This window comes from Saccharopolyspora sp. ASAGF58 (genome assembly GCF_012277335.1).
Classification (GTDB): domain Bacteria; phylum Actinomycetota; class Actinomycetes; order Mycobacteriales; family Pseudonocardiaceae; genus Saccharopolyspora; species Saccharopolyspora hattusasensis.
In genome coordinates, this window is the sequence record NZ_CP040605.1 from 7,754,856 (window position 1) to 7,770,478 (window position 15,623).

At 69.5% G+C, this 15,623-nt stretch carries 15 protein-coding genes and 1 pseudogene; 8 read left to right on the forward strand and 8 right to left on the reverse strand.

Annotation, left to right across the window (positions count from 1 at the left end; all coding sequences use genetic code 11):
* Positions 1-122: 122 nt before the first annotated feature.
* From FDZ84_RS36310 to wrbA, 4 genes are all read right to left on the reverse strand, one after another.
* Positions 123-1,223, reverse strand: a complete 1,101-nt coding sequence (locus tag FDZ84_RS36310; RefSeq protein WP_168589518.1) for an LLM class flavin-dependent oxidoreductase — start codon at positions 1,221-1,223, stop codon at positions 123-125.
* A complete protein-coding gene (locus FDZ84_RS36315; protein WP_168589519.1) occupies positions 1,220-1,957 on the reverse strand; it encodes an ABC transporter ATP-binding protein in 738 nt (245 codons plus the stop codon). Before FDZ84_RS36315 ends, FDZ84_RS36310 begins: the two co-directional genes overlap by 4 nt.
* Positions 1,930-2,790, reverse strand: a complete 861-nt coding sequence (locus tag FDZ84_RS36320) for an ABC transporter permease (RefSeq protein WP_168589520.1) — start codon at positions 2,788-2,790, stop codon at positions 1,930-1,932. Before FDZ84_RS36320 ends, FDZ84_RS36315 begins: the two co-directional genes overlap by 28 nt.
* 558 nt (positions 2,791-3,348) lie before the next feature.
* A complete protein-coding gene (gene wrbA, locus FDZ84_RS36325; protein ID WP_010311680.1) occupies positions 3,349-3,966 on the reverse strand; it encodes an NAD(P)H:quinone oxidoreductase in 618 nt (205 codons plus the stop codon).
* 162 nt (positions 3,967-4,128) lie between these two features.
* On the opposite strand from wrbA, the gene FDZ84_RS36330 reads away from it, so the two are divergent.
* Positions 4,129-4,602, forward strand: coding sequence for a MarR family winged helix-turn-helix transcriptional regulator (locus FDZ84_RS36330; RefSeq protein WP_168589521.1), 474 nt, complete (start codon positions 4,129-4,131; stop codon positions 4,600-4,602).
* Positions 4,603-4,717: 115 nt separating this feature from the next.
* A pseudogene (locus FDZ84_RS36335) lies at positions 4,718-5,113 on the forward strand (acetyl-CoA C-acyltransferase); the annotation flags it as partial.
* 23 nt (positions 5,114-5,136) lie between these two features.
* Here FDZ84_RS36335 and FDZ84_RS36340 read toward each other — a convergent pair.
* Positions 5,137-5,979, reverse strand: a complete 843-nt coding sequence (locus tag FDZ84_RS36340; protein WP_168589522.1) for a PhzF family phenazine biosynthesis isomerase — start codon at positions 5,977-5,979, stop codon at positions 5,137-5,139.
* Positions 5,980-6,135: 156 nt separating this feature from the next.
* Positions 6,136-6,906, reverse strand: a complete 771-nt coding sequence (locus FDZ84_RS36345) for an MBL fold metallo-hydrolase (protein ID WP_168589523.1) — start codon at positions 6,904-6,906, stop codon at positions 6,136-6,138.
* Between the two features lie 525 nt (positions 6,907-7,431).
* Here FDZ84_RS36345 and FDZ84_RS36350 point away from each other — a divergent pair.
* Positions 7,432-7,701: a GlsB/YeaQ/YmgE family stress response membrane protein gene (locus FDZ84_RS36350; RefSeq protein WP_168589524.1), complete on the forward strand. Its 270-nt coding sequence runs from the start codon at positions 7,432-7,434 to the stop codon at positions 7,699-7,701.
* A gap of 53 nt (positions 7,702-7,754) precedes the next feature.
* Here FDZ84_RS36350 and FDZ84_RS36355 read toward each other — a convergent pair whose 3' ends face one another.
* Both FDZ84_RS36355 and FDZ84_RS36360 read right to left on the reverse strand, forming a co-directional pair.
* On the reverse strand, positions 7,755-8,591 hold the full coding sequence (locus FDZ84_RS36355) for a VOC family protein (RefSeq protein WP_168589525.1): 837 nt from the start codon (positions 8,589-8,591) through the stop codon (positions 7,755-7,757).
* A gap of 281 nt (positions 8,592-8,872) precedes the next feature.
* Positions 8,873-11,164 carry an oxidoreductase gene (locus FDZ84_RS36360; protein ID WP_168589526.1) on the reverse strand — a complete coding sequence of 764 codons (2,292 nt, stop codon included), beginning with the start codon at positions 11,162-11,164 and terminating at the stop codon, positions 8,873-8,875.
* 263 nt (positions 11,165-11,427) lie between these two features.
* Here FDZ84_RS36360 and FDZ84_RS36365 point away from each other — a divergent pair, with 263 nt between their 5' ends.
* The 5 genes from FDZ84_RS36365 to FDZ84_RS36385 all read left to right on the forward strand — a co-directional run bounded on the left by FDZ84_RS36365 (position 11,428) and on the right by FDZ84_RS36385 (position 15,379).
* Complete coding sequence (locus FDZ84_RS36365; protein WP_168589527.1) at positions 11,428-11,691, forward strand: GlsB/YeaQ/YmgE family stress response membrane protein; 264 nt, start codon at positions 11,428-11,430, stop codon at positions 11,689-11,691.
* 275 nt (positions 11,692-11,966) lie between these two features.
* Positions 11,967-12,449 carry an Rrf2 family transcriptional regulator gene (locus FDZ84_RS36370; RefSeq protein ID WP_168589528.1) on the forward strand — a complete coding sequence of 161 codons (483 nt, stop codon included), beginning with the start codon at positions 11,967-11,969 and terminating at the stop codon, positions 12,447-12,449.
* Positions 12,450-12,596: 147 nt separating this feature from the next.
* Positions 12,597-13,670 (forward strand): ABC transporter substrate-binding protein, encoded by a 1,074-nt coding sequence (locus tag FDZ84_RS36375; RefSeq protein WP_210435347.1) that lies wholly within the window; start codon positions 12,597-12,599, stop codon positions 13,668-13,670.
* A 31-nt stretch (positions 13,671-13,701) separates the two neighbouring features.
* Positions 13,702-14,490, forward strand: coding sequence for an ABC transporter ATP-binding protein (locus FDZ84_RS36380; protein WP_168589529.1), 789 nt, complete (start codon positions 13,702-13,704; stop codon positions 14,488-14,490).
* The gene (locus FDZ84_RS36385; protein WP_168589530.1) at positions 14,477-15,379 is read left to right on the forward strand and encodes an ABC transporter permease; all 903 of its coding nucleotides are present in this window, start codon (positions 14,477-14,479) and stop codon (positions 15,377-15,379) included. The genes FDZ84_RS36380 and FDZ84_RS36385 overlap by 14 nt, the downstream gene beginning before the upstream one ends.
* Positions 15,380-15,623 lie beyond the last annotated feature (244 nt).

A 15,623-nucleotide genomic window follows, 5' to 3' on the forward strand; every position in this document is an offset into this window, starting at 1 on the left:
GCGCGGACGGCATTCGCCGACAGGCGCTCAGTCGAGCAGATCCGGCTGCTCGTGCACGATCTCCTCTTGATGTCTCCGCGCGCTGGCCGATGGCGATTTCGCGGGAAATCGCGACACCCGTGTCAGGCCGCGGCGCGGCGGGCGATTTCCTGGCGCACCAACGGGATCAGCTCGCGGCCGTAGTCGACCGCGTCGTCGAACGGGTCGTAGCCGCGGATCAGCAGGGTCGTCACGCCGATGTCGACGTAGTCCAGCAGCGCCGCCGCCACCGTCTCTGGAGTTCCCACGAGCGCGGTCGAGTTGCCCGCCGCGTTCGTGGCCGCCGCCGTGGGCGTCCACAGTGCACGGTCGTGCAGCTCTCCCGCCTCGGCGGCGGCGAGGAGTCGCTGCGAGCCGACGTTGGCGACCTGCTGGCCCGGTTTGAGGGTCTTCGGCCCGGTGAACGACGCCAATCCGCCGCGCGCGGCGTTGATCCGGTCGAGGATGCGGTGCGCCCGCTCCCACGCCTGCTCCTCCGTCGCGCCCAGGATCGGCCGGAACGACACGCTGATCCGCGGCGGCTCGGAGCGCCCGGCATCGGCTGCGGCCTTGCGGACCGCAGCGATCTGCTCGGCGGTCTGCGCCAGCGGCTCGCCCCACATCGCGTAGACGTCGGCGTGCTTGCCTCCGACGCGAAGCGCGGCCTCCGAGGAGCCGCCGAAGTACAGCGGAATCCCGGACTGCTGCACCGGGCGGACGACCGCGTTGTAGTCCTCGAAACGATAGTGCGCGCCCTCGTGGCTCACGGGCCCTTCGGCGGTCCACACCCGGCGGAGGACGTCCAGGTACTCGTCGGTGCGCGCGTACCGCTCGTCCTTGCCCAGGTAGTCGCCGTCGCGGCGCTGGTCCGCGTCGTTGCCGCCGGTGATGATGTGCACCGCGATCCGGCCGCCGGTGAGGTGGTCGGCGGTGGCGAAGGTGCGGGCCGCCAGCGTCGGGGCCACGAAGCCGGGCCGGTGCGCGATCAGGAAGCCGAGCCGCTCGGTGTGCGCCGCCGCGTAGGCGGCCAGCTGGGTGTTCTCCGGGCTGCTCGACCCGTAGCCGATCAGCACCCGGTCGAACCCGGCCGCCTCGTGGGCCTGGGCGAACTTGCGCAGGAACGCCGGGTTGACCACCGGTCCGTCGGCGGCGTGGATCTCCGAGACGTGCTGCGCCCCGATCATCCCGATGAACTCGACGGTCATGACGAACTCCCTTCTCCGGTCCCGACACCCAGCCAGGACAGCAATTCCGCGCGCAGCGCCAGAAAAGCCGGATCGGTCACATCGCGTGGGCGGTCTAGGTCCAGTACCTGGTCGTAGCCGATGCGGCCGTCGCGCATCACCAGCACCCGGTCGGCCAGCAGCAGCGCCTCCTCCACGTCGTGCGTGACGAGCAAGATCGCGCAGCCGTGGCGTTGCCACAGCTCGCCGACCAGCTGCTGGGCCTTGATGCGGGTCAGCGCGTCCAGCGCCGAGAACGGCTCGTCCAGCAGCAGCAGGTCCGGTTCTCGTACCAGTGCGCGCGCCAGCGACGCCCGCTGGGCCTCCCCGCCGGAGAGGACCTTCGGCCACACGTCCACGCGGTGGCCGAGACCGACCTCTTCCAGCGCCGCCACCGCCCGCTCCTTGTCCTGGCGACCGGACAGTCCGAGGATCACATTGCGCCACACGCGTTTCCACGGCATCAGCCGCGGCGCCTGGAACGCCACCGCGCGCCGGACGGCCACCTCGACCTCGCCGGTCACCTCTCGGTCGAGGTCGGCCAGGATCCGCAGCAGCGTGCTCTTGCCGCAGCCGCTCGGGCCGAGCAGCGCCACGAACTGACCGGGTTCGATCTCCAGGTCCAGGTCGTCGAGCACGGTGCGGTCGCCGAAGCGTCGGCTCAGGCCGCGCACCGACGCGGGTTTCACTACGCTCCGCTGAACGCCGGTCGCCATGCCAGCACGGTCCTTTCCAGCAGTCGGACGATGAAGTCGGCGACGAGGCCGAGCAGTGCGTACAGCACCAGGCAGACCACGATCACGTCGGTCTGGAAGAACTCGCGGGCCATGTTCATCTCGTAGCCGATGCCCGCGGTGGCGTTGATCGTCTCGCCGAAGACCAGCGCCAGCCACGCCGAACCCAGCGAATACCGCAGCCCCACCAGGGCGTTGGGCATCGCGGCGGGCAGGATGATGTGCCGCACCTGGGCGAACCAGCCGAGCCCGAGCGTCTTGGCCGCCTCCACCAGGCCCGCGTCGACGTTGCGGATGCCGCCGTAAATATTCATGTACAGGGGGAAGGTCACGGCCAGCGCGATCAGCACGATCTTGGGCTGCTCGCCGATGCCGAACCAGATGATCAGCAGCGGGATCAGGCCGATCACCGGCACCGTGCGCAGCATCTGCATCGGCGCGTCGATGAGGTCTTCGCCGCGCCGGAACAGCCCGGACAGCGTCGCCAGCACGATGGCGACGACGACGCCGACCACCAGCCCGGCGCCGACCCGTTGCAGCGAGGCCGCGATCGCCTCCTGCAGCCGCCCTTCGTCCCAGAGCTCTACCGCGGTGCCGGCGACCGTCGCGGGCGAGGCGAGGGCGTCGTCGCTGAGCACCCCGGTGCTGCTGAGGACCTGCCAGAGCACCACCAGCGCGATCGGGCTGATCAGCTTGAAAAGCCAACGGGGAAACCGGTTTTCATGCCGGGCGGTGCGGGTTTGCACGGTGGTGACGGGGATCGGGTTTCGTTCGGTCGGTGCGCCGGTGGGCGCGCGTTCGGTGGATACAGTCATCTGCACTCTCCGGAGGGCGTGAGGACGCAGCGCGGCCACGACTGATCGGCCGCGCTCGGGAATTACGTAGCGCCGGAGCTCGTTTCCACTGGTCAAGTGCCGTGCGCGTTTTCAGGTGCTATGGCACCCGAAAACGCGCACGGGTTTTCTACGACGCGCGTGAAGCAGCGGAGAAAGCCGTTACCGGCAACAGAGTGCGGAGGACACGCGCACGAAGTCCACGTAACCTCGTGTCGTCAGGGCCGCTGTCCGGATCATGCCCAAGACCGTAACCGGACACCCAGGTCGTGTAAACCCAACTCCACAGATTGGGATTGTGATCGGATCCACCCGTTCAGCTGGAAGCGGAACGCGCCCACCTGGCGGAGCTGTCCACAGTGCACAGTGCACCCCACGACGTTCACCGGCCGCTGGCTGGTCCGCGGCGGCCTCGTCGTCGCCACCATCACCCGCACCCGGTCGGACGACGAGTGAAGGGCACCTCCCGCCAAGTTGCTCGGCTGAAGAGCCAAGTTGCTCGGCAAGAGGTGCCCTTTACACCGATCTCAATCGGTCGGGTCAGGCATTGGCGCCGTTCTTGAGGGCCTGGGCGACCGCGACCACGCGCTTGGCCTGGACCGCCGCTGCCGCGCGGGTGACGTCGTCGACCTTGTTCGCACCCTGGGCGTCAACGTGGCTGGTGCCGTATGGGTTGCCGTCGGCGAACTTCGCGCCGTCGGTGTAGCCCGGGGCCACCACGATGCCGCCAAAGTGGTGGAACGTGTTGTACAGCGCCAGCAGCGTCGACTCCTGGCCGCCGTGCGCGGTGGAGCTGGAGGTGAAGCCGCTGTAGACCTTATCGGCCAACTGCCCCTGCGCCCACTGGCCGCCGAGGGTGTCGATGAACTGCTTGAGCTGCGACGCGATGTTGCCGAATCGGGTCGGCGAGCCGAACAGCACCGCGTCGGCCCACACCACGTCCTCCGGGGTGGCCTCGGGGATGGACTTGGTGGCCTCGACGTTGGCGCGCCACGCCGGGTTGCTGTCGATCGCCGCGTCGGGGGCGAGCTCCGGGGCGCGCCGCAGCCGAACCTCGGCGCCGGCCGCCTCGGCCTCGGCGACCAGGGTGTTGGCGATCTCGGTGCCCGTTCCGGTGGCCGAGTAGTAGATGACGCTGACCTTGACGGGGGTGCTCACTGTCTGACTCCTGTTCGCCGGGCTGGGCGGCTGCGCCGGAACCAGTCGCCTTATCTCTTTCGAGGAAAACAGTACCCGGGCGAAATCTTCTTTGCAAGAGATTTCCTGGCGAGCTGTTTCAGGTAGACTGACGGGGCCGCAAACGCAGGAGGGAGCATCCCGGTGAGCAGCAAGACCGGCCCGGATCCATGCACCGACGATGACGAGATCATCACCTGGTGGGGATTGGTGATCGAGGGCTACCACGTCACGCAGGAGCACATCGCGGCCGAGATCAGCGAGCTCTTCGGACTCCCCCAGGCGTCCTTCGACATCCTGCTCCGCCTGGTCCGCACCCCCGAGCACCGGATGCCCATGACCAAGCTCGCCCACGAGGCGGCGCTCAGCAGCGGCGGCTTCACCAAGGTCGCCGACCGCCTCGCCAAGGCCGACCTGATCCGCCGCGAGCCGTGCGACACGGACCGACGGGTCACCTACGCGGTGCTCACCGAGCACGGCCGCGACATCGCCGAACGCTCCCGCGCAGCGTGCGCCGAGATCCTGCGCAAGCGCGTCCTGGCGCCACTCGGCAAGGCCGACTCCGCCGCGCTCGCCGACGCCATGCGCACCCTCCGCGCCGCCAACAGCCCGGACTGACCGCAGCCCTTCGGCCCGCCGACGAATGACACCGGCCCGACGTGTCCACCGCGGCGCTGTGCTACGCACGAAACGACGGCGGAGTGGCGGCCACCGGGACTCGAAGGAGCAAGCGATGCGCGAAGCGGTGATCTGCGAACCGCTGCGGACCCCGATCGGCCGGTTCGGCGGGGTGTTCAAGACCGTGCCCGCCGTCGAGCTGGCGTCGACGGTGATCAAGGCCCTGGTGGAGCGCACCGGGCTGCCCGGTGAGGCGATCGACGAGGTGATCCTCGGCCAGTGCTACCCGAATTCCGACGCCCCGGCGATCGGTCGAGTCGCCGCGCTGGACGCGGGCCCGCCCGTCGAGGTCGGCGGCACCCAGGTGGACCGGCGTTGCGGGTCCGGTTTGCAGGCCGTGCTGGACGGCGCGATGCAGGTGCAGACCGGCGTCAGCGACGTGGTGCTGGCCGGCGGCGCGGAAAGCATGAGCAGCGCGCCGTTCTACACCACCGAGGCGCGGGCAGGGGTCTGACCATCAGCGATCGCCCGCGCTCAACCGGGAATCGGCACGGCCGCGCCGGTGACGATCACCTGGGGATCATCGGGGTCGATGCTGACGACGAGTTCGCTGCGCCGCCCCATGTCCTGCCCTTGCACAATGGTGATCCGGCTCGAGCTCGACATCTTCCCCAGGGTCCGAAGGTAGCCGCCGAACGCGGCTGCGGCCGCGCCGGTCGCCGGGTCCTCGACGACGCCTCCGATCGGGAACGGGTCGCGGGCGTGCACGATCTCGGCGTCCTGCCGCCAGAAGATGTGCACCGTGGTCCAGCCGTGCTCCCGCATCACGTCGGCGAGCCCGTCGAAGTCGTAGTCGAGGTCGGCCAGGCGTTCGCGGGATCGCGCGGCCAGCACGAGGTGGTCGTTGCCGCCGAACGCGACGTGCGGCGGCCAGGCGGGATCGAGGTCGCCGCGAGACCAGCCCAGGGCGTCCAGGGTGCGGTCGAGTTCCGCGTAGGTCGCCGACCGCGACCGGGTGGGCACGCTGGTGAGGCTGGCGACAATGCTGTCCTGCTTGTCGGTCCGCACCTCGATGGTGCCCGCCGGGGTTTCGAAGACCAGGTCGCCGACCCCGTCGCGTTCGGCCAGCGCGACGGCGGTGGCGATCGTGGCGTGACCGCAGAAGGCGACTTCGGCCAGCGGGCTGAAGAAGCGGAGCCCGTAGCGGCGCGCGTCCGGATCGATCGGGCTGAGGAACGCCGTCTCGGAGTAGCCGACGTCGGCGGCGATCCGCTGCATGGTGGGGTCGTCGAGCTCCTGGGCGTCGAGCACGACCCCAGCGGGGTTCCCGCCGCTGGGGTCGGTGGTGAAAGCGGCGTAGCGCTGCACATCGGTCATGCCACGAACACTGCCCGCAACGCGCTATCGTGTCCAACGATAGTTACCGATCGGCCCCATTTCAGAAGTCGATACCATTGACCTCACCGGTCACGTGATGCTGGAGCTGATTCTGACCCGGCCCGGCGACCGGGGTTCGACGATCGTCCTATGTGGTCAGATCTCGTAAGTGGCGCCGGCCCGGACCAGCTCCGCGAGACCGTCGAAGGCTTCGGTGGCCTCTTCGAGGAGTGCTCTTGTATCCGTCCACAGGGAGTAGTGGGTGAGCAGCAGATTGCCGATTCCTGCCGATGCCGCCGCTGCGCCTGCTTGTTTGCCCGACAGGTGCATTCCGCCTGGCTGGCCCGGGGAGTCCAGCCAGGATGCTTCGGACAGCAGGACGTCCGCTCCGGCCGCCAGCTTGGCGATCCCGTCGCTGGGGCCGGGGTCTCCAGTAAAGGCGAACACCCTGCCCTCCGCCTCGATGCGCAGGCCCCAGGTCGGGCACAGGTGGTCGGCCGGGACCGCGCGGATCTCGAACGCACCGACCTGCACCGGATCGACCGGTGGGGCCAGGAACTCGAAGGTGTCCGAGAGGTCCGTGTCAGCGAGCTGCTCGGCGTTCGGCGCGTAAAGCGCGGCCAGGCGGCTCGGCGCTTCCGGCGGCGCATACACGGGCAGGCGTTGCTGTTTCGGGTCGCGCGGCGGGTTCGGCCGGTAGCGCAGGTACACCGCCAGCGGGGCGACGTCGGCGCAGTGATCAGGGTGGAGGTGGGTCAGCAGCAGCGAATCGACGTCGAACGGGTCGGCCCAGCGCTGTAGCGGGCCGAGGGTCCCGTTCCCCAGATCGATCGCGAGCAGGCTGCCACCGGAGCGCAGCAGGTATCCGGATGACGGTGACTGCGGTGCCGGCGCGCTGCCCGAGCAGCCGAGAACGATCAATTCCATAAGATCATCTCCACAGGCGATTTCGGCCGGTGTTCAGGTTCACCGACACATTGATCGACGCCGCGAGGTTCCCCGCCGAACGGCCCGGCACCCCATCGGCCGAACGGCCGAATCGTGAACCCGCAGGTGGGCCAAGTATCGGCATGTGTCCTCGCCCCCCGAATACCCGGATGGTCGACCGCCCGCGCACCGAACGAGGAACGCTGGCGCCGGCAATGGAAGTGGCGCCCCAACCGTGGCCCACGACGGCTCAATCAGGCGGAGGAGATCGGATAAACAAACAGCTGCGCGATTTCGCGCGAAATCGGCACTTGCCAGGCGTGGCCAACGCCGATTTCGCGCGAAATCGCCGGTCCTCGTGGGGGGAGGGCGGCGATTTCGCGCGAAATCGCCGCGTCGTGCGTCGCGGGCCGCAGCGACCGGGTGTTGCGTAGCTAACGGCGCTGGCTGCGGCTGGTGCGTCGTGGTCACCGCGTCCGGTAGCGTGATCTAGCAGGGACCAACCCGGACTATGGGGTGAATGCAATGCTTTGGACGGTCATCGGCTGGCTCGTTTTCGGGCTCATCGCGGGCTTCATCGCTCGAGCGGTCGTGCCGGGCAAGGACGACATCGGCATCCTGATGACGATCGTGATCGGCGTCGCGGGATCGGTCGTCGGCGGTTTCCTGTTCGGCCTGCTTACCGTCGGTTTCCGCGGATTCCAGCCCGCCGGGTGGATCGGCTCCATCATCGGCGCCGTCATCGTTCTGGTCATCTACAACAAGGTCACCGGGCGCAAGCGACTCCGCCGCTGACCTGCGCACCCGGTGGGCCGACGAGCGCCCGGCCCACCGGGACGAGCCCGGCTTCAGTCGTCGTAGGGGTCGTCGTTGCCCGCGGTACCGTACTCGCTGGCCTGGCTGGGATCGACGATCGCGAAGCGCGCCCCGGTCGGATCCCGCAGGACGGCGACGCGGCCGAGGCTGGAGTCGTAGGGATCGACCCGGATCCGGCCGTCCAGGGCGACCGCCCGGTGCACCAGTTCGTCGGTGCCCACCTCTTCGTCCACGCCGAGGTAGAGCAGCCAGTGCGGTCGGGCTTCGGTGCTCATGTGCTCCCGGATCATGCTGACCCGGGCGAGCACGGAATCCTCGTCGAGGTACCACACCTCGTATCCGGTGCGGTGTTCGGTGCCGAACTGCTCGGCGGTGTAGCCGAAAAGTTCGGCGTAGAAGTGGTCCGCGGTCTGGGCCTTGATGGTCACCAGTTCGGCCCAGACCAGGGTGCCCGGCAGGCCGACGTCGAACTGCCAGGAAGGATCCGGTTCCAGCAGCCCGAATTCGTCGCCGGCGGGGCTGGTCAGCACCAGTTTCACGCCCAGCTCTGGCACGCGGCTGCGGGGCACGATGATCTGCGCACCGAGCTTGCCGGCTTCGGCGGCCGTTCTCGCGCTGTCCTCGGCGGCGAGGAACAGCCGCCACTGGGACCGGCCGTCGGCGGAATCCCTGATGCTGGCCACCGGAAAGCCCTCGTGGGCGGCGATCACGTGCAAGCCGGCGCGCGGGTCGTGGTGGGTCTCGTAGTCCCAGCCGAACAACCCGGCGTAGAACTCGCAGGCCTTGTCGACGTTGGTGGTGACGAGTTCGATCCAGCACGGCGTCCCGTCGAGGAGGTTCCCGCGCGACGCATCCAATCCAGTTCCCATGACGAACGCACCCCCAGCGGCCAACCCGTGATCGTCACCATTATCTCCCGCCAGTCGCCGGTCAACTGATCGGCGAGGATCACGATCCGGCCAAACATCCGGATATTTCGAACATTTCCCGACGAACACCCCGGAGCCCTAATTGGACTTCGGCGCTGCGGCGCGGGGCCTGCGATGCGCGCGCCCCGCGGCATGGCTACGGGGTCACCGACGAGCTCACCCTCGCAGCTCGCACCGCCGCCCAGAACGAACCTGGAAACAGCCCCCTGTTGCCGCCGCGTTCAGCGTTCTCGGTGCAGGCCTCTGCTGATGCCCGCCGCGACCGTCGTGGCCAACGTCCAGCCGACGGCGATGAGGACAACGGTGACCCACTGCGAAGCGCCGCGCGCTTGCCACATGTCGTCGTGGCCGAGGGTGACCACCGGCAGCATCTGGTCCAATGCGTACAACAGCGGGTTCCAGACCGGGTGGTCCTGCTCGTTGATCGGGATCAGCGGGTGGAAAGCGAACCACGCCGTGCCACCGGTTACGAACAGGAGCATCCAGGCCAGCGCCCGCAGCGGCCGGTAGCCGTAGCCGACCGTGATCCGCTGCAGGAGGCTCCACAGCCGCACCGGCCATCGCAGGCCTGGACGGGCGGCGGCACTGATCGCCGCATAACGGTGGCGCTGCTTCTCGATGAGCGTCGTGACCGCGTGCTCTTCAAGCCCGTTGGCCCGGAATACCTTGGCGAGCTGGTCGTACGGGCCCGGCTGGTACACGTCGTCCGAGGTGGCGCGCAGCAGGCCGAGCCGTCGCCGCACCCGTTCCTGGTCCGCGAGCTCGTAAGACTCGGAGAAGTTCTCGTAGGCGAACTCCTCGAAGTCGAGGCCACCGGTGGCCGCCCAGAGCGCGGCGTTGTCGGCGAGCAGTTCGCACTGCGCCTGCCGCAGCGTGATCCGCCCCTGCGGCGCGGTGCGCGGGAAGAGGGTCATCTCCTGCGTCACCACGCCGAATGCGTTCAGCGCCGCTGGTGAAGCACCGTCGCCGAGCTCGCAGCCCCAGAAGTTGAGGTGCCGGCCGACCGCGGTCCACCGCAGTTCCACCGCGCCCTCGGCGCGGAACGGCCGGCTGCCCTCCGCGCACACCAGGTCGCGTTCGATCCGGGCGGCTCGCAGGTCCAGCGATGCCTTGTACGCCTTTCGGTGCTGGTGCCATGCGGGCTTGGTCAGGTGCGCCGAACGGAGGTCGATGTTCGCGCCGACCCGCACGCCCTGCAGCTGGAGCGATCCGGCGATCTCAGTGTCGCGGCATTCCAGGTTGCTGCCCACGACCGCCCTGCTGGCCCGCAGGACGTCGGTGCGCGGCCCCACCAGTTGCGCGTCGTTGAGCTGGATGCTGCCGCTGACCTGGATGTCGGTCATCCGGAACTGCCCGTGCACGACGATCTTGCGCGCGTCGAGGTTGCCGAGGATCTGCGTGCCGTCGAGGTGCGCCGCGCGCAGCGGATGCTCCACCGAAGCTGCTGGTGAGCGCAACCAGCCCAGGTCGAGCCGGGCGCCCGCCATCCGTAGGTTGCCGCCGACGGTGGCGCTGACGAGCCGAAGCGTGCCGCCGCTTCGGAAGTTCTGGTCGAGCTGGATATCACCGCGGATCTCCGCGCGGTCGGCGATCAGGGTCGCGGCCGGGTCGTCGTACTGCGAGTCGCCGCGGCGCGGCGGCTGGACGCCAGGTTCGAGCACCGCGTCTCGCAGCCGCAGATCACCTGAGATGCGTGCGCTCGGCAGCAGCAGCCGTCCGGCCGCCGTGAACGGCCTGCCGGTGCCCGGGTCGACGTCCAGTCGCAGCGAGCCGCCGACCTGGATCCCGGTGGCGTTGAGCGCATTGCGGCCGCGGTTGCGCAGAACTCCGCCGGACAGCGTCAGGTTGCCGCCGACCTGCGCGCCGGGGATGCGGATCTCCCCCGCAGCCTGCAGGCGGATGCCCAGCAACGCACCGGATACCTTCAGCCGGTCGCCGTAGATCGCGCGGTGTCCGGGATTGCGCAGTTCGCTGTCGTTGAGCAGCAGCGAGCCACCGAGATCTGCGTCGGCCAGATCCAGGACTCCGCCGATGCTCCGGCAGCCGCGCAGCACCGTGTCGTTGCTGACGCTGAGGTTGCGCGCGTTGAGGCCGGGGAACCGGCAGCGCCACATCACCAGCCCGGCCAGGCGGGCCTGCCGCAGGTCCGGGGCATTCTCGAACCGGCAGCCGACGAATTCCAGCAGGTAGGGCAGTTCGGCGTTACGCAGCTCGACCCGGCCGGTGATCGCCGCGTCCACGATCTGGAGCACCAGCGGTTGGGCGCCGCGGCGGTTGAACAGGCGCCAGCCGCCGTCTTCCAGGGAGTCGATCAGCCGGCGGGCGAGGTATTCGCCGCGGATCTCCCGTTCCGCCGCCTCGCCGTGCCCGTCCACCGACGGCGCGGCCTCGCCGTGCCCGTCCACCGACGGCGCGGCCTCGTCGGCCGGCGTCCTGCCCGGCCTGAGCAGGTCGTCGAAGCGCCGCTCGGCGACGCTCTGCGGTCCACCGTTGTCCCACGGTCTGCCCGGCACGGCGTGCTCTCCATCGCTGTTCGGCCAAGTGATCCACACGTACGGTAGCCGATCGACCACCCCCACATGAGACGTTCGGCCGGATCCGCGGGTCGCGCGCACCCCGGGCTACTTCGTCCACATTGGACAAATCTCGGCCCCGGGCGGAGGCCCGGCTGAGATCAACGTCACGACTCCGCGATCGGGGGCGAGCCCTGACACTGGGATCTGGGATGCTGCGCCCGCCAGGCCAAGACCGAAACGCCAACGCAGGGAGGATGCCCATGAGCATCATCGGCTGGATCGTGCTGGGACTGCTCGCCGGCGGTATCGCGAAGGTGCTCATGCCGGGCCGGGACCCCGGCGGCTGCATCGTCACGATCCTGCTCGGCGTCGCGGGAGCCTTCGTGGGCGGCTGGGTCGGCAAGACCCTCTTCCGCGTCGAGCTCGGCACGTTCTTCGACCTGCGCACCTGGGGCCTGGCGATCCTGGGCGCGCTGATCCTGCTGATCGGCTACCGCCTGATCTTCGGCAAGCCCCGCGACTAAGGCCTGTTTCGAAAGTGGTTTGCGTAGCGGTGCGGGTAGCGGAACCTCAGACGCCTTCTCACTGCGGGATCCCCGACATCATGAATGCCCAATTCACCGCGTCGGGGCTGTCCTCGCGAGAAGGACCCCTGAGAACCCGCGGCGGTGCCAGTTGAGTCCCACACCGCAAGCGGCTGCCGCCGCTTATTAAATACGTCCTAGCACGACCCGCGGCCCGCGTTCGCACCAACCGGCTGGCGGCGCGGGCGTTCGCGCTGGTGGTGGAGAATGCGGGCATGCGCATTTCGGCCAAGGTGGATTACGCGGTACGTGCTCTCGTCGAGCTCGCGCGCCTGTCACCGGGAAAAGTGGCAAGGGCCGAAGATGTGGCCGCCGCCCAGGACATCCCGCGCAACTTCCTGCTGGCGGTGTTGGCCGACCTGCGCCGGAGCGGGATCGTCGCCAGTCGGCGCGGCCAGGCCGGGGGCTGGGTGCTGGCCCGCCCGGCGGAAGCGGTGTCCGTGGCGGACGTGATCCGGGCCGTGGACGGGCCGTTGGTGAGCGTGCACGGGGTGCGACCGGAAGACGTCCGCTACGAACCTTCGGTGGCCGTGCTGCAGCAGGTGTGGATCGCCGTTCGCAGCAGCCTGCGGGAGGTGCTGGAGGAGGTCACCCTGGCCGACCTGATGCACGACAACCTCCCGGTCGCCGTGGCCGGACGCACCCGCAGCCCCGAGGTTTGGCAGAGCCGGTCAACGCGGCGGCGTCCTACCACGTGAGACCCCGTGCTCAACTGGCGGATCAAACTGTACTGTCCCTATCGACTTAGTCGCCAATACGACGAAAGAGCAGGTCGGAACGGGTCTGGCGGGCCGAAGCAAGGCCCCGGCACCGGTTCTGCTGCCGTCGTCCGAAGGGACCGCAACGTGAGCATCGCGCCACGCAAACCACGGGCACTGGCCGTGGCGGCCGCCGCACTCTCCTTGTTCGCCGCCGTGGCCGGGTGCTCGCGCGCCGAACGCACCACCTCCGATGCCGAGGCGCCGCCGGCGAACACCGCCCCGGCCGCCGAGGTGCGCCTGGGTTACTTCCCGAACGTCACCCACGCTTCGGCGCTGATCGGCCTGGACAAGGGCCTGTTCGGCAAGGAGCTGGGCGCCACCAAGCTCACGCCGGTGCAGTTCAGCGCCGGGCCAGAGGAGGTCTCGGCGCTGCTGGGCGGCTCGCTGGACATCGGTTTCATCGGCTCCGGCCCGGCGATCAACGCCTTCGCCAAGTCCGGCGGGCAGACGGTTCGCCTAATCTCGGGGGCCACCTCCGGCGGCGCCCAGCTCGTCGTCGCGCCGCAGATCAACAGCCCGCAGGACCTCCGGGGCAAGACCGTCGCGGCGCCGCAGTTCGGCAACACCCAGGACGTCGCGCTGAAGAAGTGGCTCGCCAACAACCAGCTCGGCGACGTCCAGGTGCAGAACATCGAGAACTCCCAGACCCTCGACCAGTTCCGGCAGGGCCGGCTGGCCGGTGCCTGGCTGCCCGAGCCGTGGGCATCGCGCCTGGTGCACGACGCGGGCGCCAAAGTGCTTCTCGACGAAAAGCAGCTGTGGCCGGAGGGGAAGTTCCCGACCACGGTCGTCGTGGTGCGCACCGAATTCCTCAAGCAGCATCCGCAGACCGTGCAGGCCGTCCTGCGCGGCTTGCTCGCCGCCAACAACCTCGCCGCCGCGAACCCGGCCGAAGCGAAGACCGCCGTCAACAAGCAGCTCAAGGAGCTGACCGGCAAGGAGCTGTCGCCCGAGGTCATCGACCGGGCGTTCACCGGGATCGAGCTGACCGCCGACCCGCTGGCCTCCCGGTTCCCGCAGCTGGCCCAGGACCAGGTGACCGCGGGGATCGAGCGGCAGGCCCCCGACCTGAAAGGCCTGGTGGACGTCACCGCGATCAACGCCGTGCTCGAAGCGGCCGGCAAGCCGAAGGTCGCCGACGGCGGACTGTCCGGATGATCGACCACGTCGCGAGGAAGGCAACCGAGAAATGACCGCCGTCCTGCACGCCCCCGCGAACGCCGACCACGTGGTCCGGTTGACCGGGGTGCACAAGAGCTTCGGCGAGGCACGCCGCAGCATCACGGCGCTGCATGGCATCGATCTGACCGTCCGGCCGGGCGAGTTCGTCTGCCTGCTCGGCGCCTCGGGGTGCGGCAAGACGACGCTGCTCAACCTGATCGCCGGGTTGGACGAGCCGTCGCGGGGCACGATCGAGCTGAGCGGCTCGCGGCCCGCCGTGATGTTCCAGGAAGCCGCACTGATGCCCTGGCTGACCGCGGCGGGCAACGTCGAGCTGCCGCTGCGTCTGGCCGGAGTCGACCGCGCCACCCGCCGCGAACGCGGTCGCGAACTGCTGGACCTGGTCCGGTTGGGGAACGTGGGCGGCAAGCGCCCGCACGAACTCTCCGGCGGGATGCGCCAGCGGGTGGCGCTGGCCCGCGCGCTGGCGTCCGCCCTCGGCGCCTCCGACGACGACGCGTCCGCCTCGCTGCTGCTGATGGACGAGCCGTTCTCCGCGCTGGACGCGATCACGCGGGACGTGTTGCAGTCCGAACTGCTGCGCGTGTGGGAGTCCACCGGGGCCGCGGTGATGTTCGTGACCCACGACGTCCGGGAAGCGGTCCGGCTCGGACAGCGCGTGGTGCTGCTGTCGTCCCGGCCGGGCCGGGTCGTGCAGGAGTGGACCACCGATCAGTCCACTTCGGAAGGTCCGGGTCTCGTCGAGGTGATCAACCGTCGGCTTCGGGAGGTGATCAGCGACCATGCCTCGGCCTGACAGCATCCGCACCACCACGCCGGACACCGATCTCGACGCCGCGGTAGAAGCCGGTCTCGACGCCCTGGACACCCCGGCCGACCCGCAGCCGGACACCCGCAACCGCTGGCGCCGGTTCGCGGGCGCAGTCCTGCCTCCGCTGGTCGCGCTCGCCTTGGCGCTCACCGCCTGGCAGGCGCTGTGGGCATCCGCGCTGTGGCCGGAGTTCAAGCTGCCGGAGCCGCGGGCGGTCGGCTTGGAACTGTGGGACGAGATCACCAGCGGCAACGCGCTGAGCTTCATCTGGACCTCCGTGCACCGCGCCGTGATCGGGTTCCTCGTCGGCATCGCCATCGCGACCCCGTTGGGGCTCCTGGTGGCCAAGGTCCGGGTGATCCGCTCGGCGATCGGCCCGCTGTTGTCCGGTCTGCAGAGCCTGCCGTCGGTGGCCTGGGTTCCGGCCGCCGTGCTCTGGTTCGGCGTCACCCCCGCGACGATGTACACGGTGCTGCTGCTGGGTTGCGTCCCCTCGATCGCCAACGGCTTGGTCGCCGGGATCGACCAGATCCCGCCGATCCTGCCGAGGGTCGGCAAGGCGCTGGGTGCGGGCCGACTCGCGACGGCCCGGCACATCCTGCTGCCCGCCGCGCTGCCCGGCTACCTGGCCGGGTTGAAGCAGGGATGGGCGTTCTCCTGGCGCTCCCTGATGGCCGCCGAGATCATCGCCACGTCCCCCGAACTGGGCAAGGGCCTCGGGGCCTACCTGGAAAACGGCCGCCTGCTCTCCGACATGCCCACCGTCATCGCCGCCATCGCACTGATCCTGCTGGTGGGCGTGGGCATCGAACTGCTGGTCTTCCGTCCGCTGGAACGCGGCATCCTGCGCGCCCGCGGCCTCGGGACCACGTGAGAGGGCCAAGGCTGTTCGGAACTCGTCTTCGCGTGGCGGCGCGGGTGGCGGCCGCGGAATCGTGGTGGCCAGCACCTTGGTGCGGCCGATCCGGTCTCGCCAGCAGTTAGGCGGTCGGGCTCGACTGCGGGTAGAAGACCTTCCCGATCGTGGTCGCCATATAGGCGAAAACGCCGAAATCAAACCATTCCGTCACATTCCCGACGGCCGCCGCCGCGACAGCCCGGCGGACCAGGCCCGGATC